At 39.4% G+C, this 6,320-nt stretch carries 5 protein-coding genes; all 5 read left to right on the forward strand.

Annotated elements, in window-relative coordinates; translation table 11 throughout:
- Positions 1-147: 147 nt before the first annotated feature.
- Positions 148-2,091, forward strand: a complete 1,944-nt coding sequence (locus GQR47_RS04165; protein WP_024595052.1) for a GGDEF domain-containing protein — start codon at positions 148-150, stop codon at positions 2,089-2,091.
- Between the two features lie 15 nt (positions 2,092-2,106).
- Complete coding sequence (locus GQR47_RS04170; RefSeq protein WP_024595053.1) at positions 2,107-2,925, forward strand: transporter substrate-binding domain-containing protein; 819 nt, start codon at positions 2,107-2,109, stop codon at positions 2,923-2,925.
- 81 nt (positions 2,926-3,006) lie between these two features.
- Positions 3,007-3,588 carry an electron transport complex subunit RsxA gene (gene rsxA / locus GQR47_RS04175; RefSeq protein WP_008172491.1) on the forward strand — a complete coding sequence of 194 codons (582 nt, stop codon included), beginning with the start codon at positions 3,007-3,009 and terminating at the stop codon, positions 3,586-3,588.
- Between the two features lies 1 nt (position 3,589).
- A complete protein-coding gene (gene rsxB / locus GQR47_RS04180; RefSeq protein ID WP_007585357.1) occupies positions 3,590-4,144 on the forward strand; it encodes an electron transport complex subunit RsxB in 555 nt (184 codons plus the stop codon).
- Between the two features lie 8 nt (positions 4,145-4,152).
- A partial coding sequence (gene rsxC / locus GQR47_RS04185) for an electron transport complex subunit RsxC (protein ID WP_165723584.1) occupies positions 4,153-6,320 on the forward strand: 2,168 nt, incomplete at its 3' end.

Below are 6,320 nucleotides of genomic sequence, written 5' to 3' on the forward strand. Positions count from 1 at the left end.
TTCTAAGAATTTCATAGACATTCCAAGCTATTTCCACTACTCTTCCTTATATAACTAAAGCATTAGTTTAATTCTTTAATGCGCTGTACTTAGTTTATTAATCAAGGACTTGATTCCTTCCCTTTTGATTATTAAAAGACTGAAAACATGGCTGGATTTAAAAAACTTATTTTTATACAAATTATCTCTTGGTTATTGTGTGTTGCAGCAGGAAGCTACTTCATATCTATAAGCTTTGATACTGCGGTAAGTGATGCACAAAAAAATGCACAAAAAACTGTTACTAAGTATATTAATGACCTTTCTTTAGACGATATTTCTGCTCAAAATTTAAAACAATCAATTGCAGATGGTAATACGTTTTCAAGCTTTACTCTAAGAGATTACCAAGGTGCTGAAGTATTTAGCATTAACCCCCCTACTCAATTACCAATGTTTGCTGATTTTGTACTCTCTAACTTTAACTCTGTACGCCCACAGTTTGCTGTAAACGATGCCGCAGATATAAAAGTTGAATTTGTACTTAACATTGAGCATTTAGCGTCGCAGCTACAAACGTCCCTTTTTATTGTTATTTTGATTTCTGCCATTTTAGTTATTATTCCAATAATTCTAATGAAATCTATTTTTTATCATTTAAATAAAAATATAAGTACAACAGTTGCTGACATTATCGATATTTATATCAATCAAAACCAAGTTGATAATGATTTAGAAACAGCACTAGATGGCACTCGATTGAAAAAAATGGGAAAAGATTTAGTACCTAGTTTTAATCGATTATCGCATTTTTTAAAAAACAAAAACGAAGATATACAAAGCGCTGCTATGACTATCAAGCATGAAGCGTACAAAGATGTAATTACCTCGCTTGGTAATCGTAATATGTTTGTTGAGTACTACGAAAAAAATATTGAAAACACTGAGCAAAGTACATTTGGCTCTTTAGCTATGGTTCGTTGTAGTGAGCTTCAAGCTATAAACCAAAGCCGTGGTTATCAAAAAGGCGACGAGTACGTTAAAGGTGTTGCCGATATTATCAAACACATAAGCGGCACTTACACAGGTAGCCAAGTGTTTAGATTAAACAGCTCTGATTTTGCGGTAGTACTCCCCCACATTCCTTTAAAAGAAGCTGAGCGCTTTGGTGAAAACCTGCAATCGCGCTTCACACAGTACCAACAAAACCAAGAGCTAAGCTCAGTTGCTAATACAGGTATTGTAGGTTACGAAAAAGGTAAGCCGTTAGGCGAACTACTTTCTGTTGTTGATAACGCGATGAGTATGGCGCAATCAAAACAAGTAAACGCATGGCACGTACAACGTGAAACCGATTTAGTTAATAACGTAAGTGCGGGGTTTGGTAATCAAAACTGGCGCAAGGTTATTAAGGAAGTTATTGAATCTAAGCGTGTTCATTTAGTGATGCAAAACATTATGCCGCTTGGTAAAAGCATAAAAGCCTACGCTGAAGTACAAGTTCGATTTAAAACAGAAGACAATCAAGTACTGCCTACCGCTTCTTTTTTAGCAATGGCCGAAAAACTTGATATGGCAATAGAAATTGATCGCTTAATCATCGACTCTTCTCTTGAAAAGGTTAAAAGCCGTAATTTATCTGAAAAGTTTTTTGGTTTAAACGTAACAGCCTCAAGTGCACACAACGATCAGTTTGTAATTTGGCTAGAGCGCCGATTATTGAAAGATACGCATATTGCATCTAAACTAGTATTTGAGGTTAGCGAGTTTGGTTTACAGCAAAACATCAAAGCTAGTAAGCGCTTTATCGACATGGTTCACCGTGTTGGCGCACGCGTAACTGTTGAACGTTTTGGTGTTGGCTTAACTTCATTTAAGTTTTTCCGCGATTTAAAACCTGATTTTATTAAAATGGATGCAAGTTATACTCGCGGCCTAGAAGATGATAAAAATAATCAGTACTTTATGCGCTTAATGGTCGATTTAGCCCACCGCATTGGTGTTAGCGTATTTGCTGAAGGCGTTGAGAGCCAAGAAGAGAAACACATTATAGAAACGTTGTGTTTAGATGGCGTTCAGGGTTATTACATAGAAAAACCTAAAGACATATAGTCTATTGGAGGCATCATGAAAAGAGTAGTTACCTTTATTATACTTTTTATTATGCCTTTGAGTTTGTACGCAAGCGCCCCGCAAAAAGAATTAGTTTTTAGCACTCACAACTATCCCCCATTTTCATTTGTTGATGAAAGCAATAATGCCACTGGCCCCTTTGTTGATATACTTACCTTAGCGTGTAAACGCCTCAATTATAAATGTGAGTTTATTAGCGTACCAAATCGTCGCTCTAAGCTGATGTTAAAAAACCTGCAAGCTCAAGGAAACTTTCCTATGGGCTGGAATATTGACCGCAACGAATGGCTTTACTTTTCGATTCCGCTTATGAAAATGCAATATGGTTTTTTTCAACCTGAAGGTGCTAAAAAAACCATTAAAAGCCTCAATGATCTACAAAAAATGCAAATTGCTGTTTTTGGCCCTTCAAATGCATCTTTTCAACTAATCAAAATACAGCAACAAATGATTAAAGACGGATTGAGAGAATTTGATATTGTTTTACTCACTGATGCCAATGGTACGGGTGTAAAAATGATAGAAAACAACCGTATAGATGGATATTTTGCCAATACTTTACAAGCGCGCGCTAGGCTAAAACAATTTAACTTACATCATGTTAATTTGGCTTTTTTACAAAGCGAATCTCCCTATTTTATTGGGTTTAATAAAATTCAATTATCTCCTGAACAAATCGCCCTATTTAATAAAGCACTATTAGATTTATACCAAGAACACGATCAATTTAAAGATATTTTAAAGCCGTATAATATTGATCCTATTCTAATTACACCTGAAATCTTAAGTCGCTTTAATATCATTACTGATTGAGTCGTTTATTTGCTTCTCATGTGTTGTTAATCGATAAAGAAAAAAGGATAATACCCACGTTTATTATAGCGTGAGGCACACATGACAGAATATGTCTTGTTATTGATTGGAACCGTTCTGGTTAATAACTTTGTATTAGTACAATTTTTAGGCTTATGTCCGTTTATGGGCGTATCAGGTAAGCTTGATACGGCGATTGGTATGTCTTTGGCAACCACGTTTGTGCTTACCCTTGCCTCTGTAACTAGCTATTTAGTTAATCAATATATTTTAATCCCTCTGGATATCGCCTTTTTACGCACCATGAGCTTTATTTTAGTGATTGCCGTTGTAGTGCAATTTACCGAAATGGTTGTGCGTAAAACCAGCCCTACCCTATATCGTTTATTAGGCATATTTTTACCGCTGATCACCACTAACTGTGCGGTATTAGGTGTGGCTTTATTAAATATCAAAGAAGATCATTCGTTTTTACAATCTGCGGTATATGGTTTTGGTGCTGCGGTTGGTTTTTCTTTAGTGCTTGTATTGTTTGCAGCACTACGAGAGCGTTTAGCAGCTGCTGACGTTCCTACGCCTTTTAAAGGCGCCTCTATTGCAATGATCACTGCAGGCTTAATGTCGATGGCGTTTATGGGTTTTACTGGATTAGTGAAGTTTTAATATGACCTTGTTTTATGCCTTGATAGCGATTGGTTCGCTAGCACTCATTTTTGGACTTATTTTAGGGTTTGCAGCAATTCGCTTTCGCGTTGAAGGTAACCCTATTGTTGAGCAAATTGATACTATTTTGCCGCAAACTCAATGCGGACAATGTGGCTACCCGGGCTGCCGCCCTTACGCCGAAGCCATAGCTAATGGCGATGAAATAAATAAATGCCCACCAGGCGGCGAATCAACCATGAAAAAGCTTGCCGGCTTAATGGGGGTTGATGAAAAACCACTTGCCGGTGGCGAGCAAGCAGAACCTATAAAAACAGTGGCTTATATTCGCGAAGATGAATGTATTGGCTGTACCAAATGTATTCAAGCCTGCCCAGTTGACGCTATTTTAGGCGCAACTCGTCAAATGCATACCGTGTTAATTGATGAATGTACTGGCTGTGATTTATGTGTTGAGCCTTGCCCTGTAGATTGCATTGATATGCTACCTGTAGCCGAAACTAAACAAAACTGGAAATGGCAGCTAGACGCTATTCCTGTTACACAAATAGATTAGAGGTTTGAGTGGACAAGTTACTTGAACAAATAAAAAAAGGCACCGTGTGGGCATTTCCTGGCGGCATACACCCACCACAACAAAAATCACTCTCTAATAGTGCGAGTATCACTCGCCTACCTTTGCCCGATAAACTCATTGTTGCGCTTAAGCAACACATAGGCGCAAACGGTAAGTTACTTGTAGAAAAAGGCCAACACGTCTTAAAAGGCCAACCACTAACAGAGCCTGCTGCTAACTGGTCGGTACCTGTGCATGCGCCAAGCTCTGGTGTGGTTACTGATATTGCACCTATGCCATCAGCACATCCATCGGCCCTGCCTGAACTAAGTGTTATTATTGAACCAGACGGCAAAGACGAATGGGTAGCTCTAAATAAAAATAAAAATCCTGCTGAGCTTAGCCATGATGAGCTTATAAATATTATTCACCAAGCCGGTATTAGCGGTATGGGTGGTGCTGGTTTTCCTACTTATGTAAAAGCAGATACCAAGCAACCTATCGAATTTTTGATTGTAAATGCTGTTGAGTGCGAACCTTATATTACTGCCGATGACGTTTTAATGCGCGAACACGCTAAAGAAGTTATCCAAGGCATTGAAATAATGCAGCAACTTTTAAACCCAACACTGTGCATTGTGGGTATAGAAGATAACAAGCCTGAAGCTATTGCAGCAATGAAGCAAGCAGCTGAGCATAACTCAAAAATTATTATTCAAACGGTGCCAACTATTTATCCATCTGGCGGTGAAAAGCAATTAATTAAATTACTTACTAACCGTGAAGTTCCTAGCATTGGTATTCCTGCCGATATTGGTATTTTAGTGCACAACACGGGTACTTTGTTTGCCGTACAGCAGGCCGTTTATGAAGGCAAACCGCTAATTGAGCGTATAGTTACAGTAACAGGTAACACTATTCATAAACCTGGAAATGTATGGGCACTACTTGGTACTGAAATAAAGCATTTACTTGATTGCCAAGGTTTCTCGCCTGTACCTCAGCAAAGTGTTGTGATGGGCGGCCCAATGATGGGCTTTACGCTACCCACAGTACGTATTGGCATAGTTAAAACCACTAACTGTATTTTAGCGCCTGATCATAAAGAGCTAGCGGAACCCGGCCCTGAAAAAGCCTGTATACGTTGTAGCGCCTGTGCCGATGCCTGCCCTGCTTCTTTATTGCCACAACAATTGCAGTGGTTTGCTAAATCAAAAGAGTACGACAAACTACAAGAGCACAATTTATTTGATTGTATTGAATGTGGTGCTTGTGCATACGTGTGCCCAAGCGAAATCCCTCTTGTACAGTACTACCGTATAGCCAAAGTTGAAATTAAAGAACAACAAGCTGACAAAATTAAAGCCGACAGAGCAAAAGAGCGTTTTGATGCCCGAAAAGAACGTTTAGAGCGTGAGCAAGAAGAACGCCAAAACCGCCATAAACGCAAACCTGCTGCTAAGTCTGCTGACGAAAAGCAAAAAGTAGCTGAGGCACTAGCCCGTGTTAAAAATAAATCAGATAACGGCGATGAAAAATCAGCTGTTGCTGCCGCTATTGCACGCGCTAAAGCTAAAAAGCAAGAAGGCGAAGAACTAGAGCCAGACAACAGCGAAGTAGCAAAAGAGCGCGCACTACGTAAAGAACAAGCGCGTAAATATAAAGAGCAAAAATCGCAAACAGATGAATCGGCCGAGACTGCACCCGTTGATGATAAAAAATCAGCGGTAGCTGCAGCCATTGCTCGCGCTAAAGCTAAAAAAGCAGCACAAGTATTAGATAACGCTGAGCAAACAGTGAGTGAAGAGCCACAAACTGATGCCCCCGTTGATGACAAAAAATCAGCGGTAGCTGCAGCCATTTCTCGCGCTAAAGCTAAAAAAGCAGCACAAGCATTAGATAACGCTGAACAAACAACAAGTGAAGAGCCACAAACTGATGCCCCTGTTGATGACAAAAAGGCAGCAGTAGCGGCGGCCATAGCTCGTGCTAAAGCTAAAAAAGCAGCTAAAGCATTAGAAAACGCTGAGCAAACCGTGAGTGAAGAGCCACAAAGTGATGCCCCTGTTGATGATAAAAAAGCAGCGGTAGCGGCGGCCATAGCTCGTGCTAAAGCTAAAAAAGCAGCTAAAGCATTAGAAGAAGCCGAGCAAGCCACAAGTGAAGAGCCACAAAG

This window comes from Pseudoalteromonas sp. Z1A2 (assembly GCF_011378755.1).
GTDB lineage: Bacteria > Pseudomonadota > Gammaproteobacteria > Enterobacterales > Alteromonadaceae > Pseudoalteromonas > Pseudoalteromonas distincta.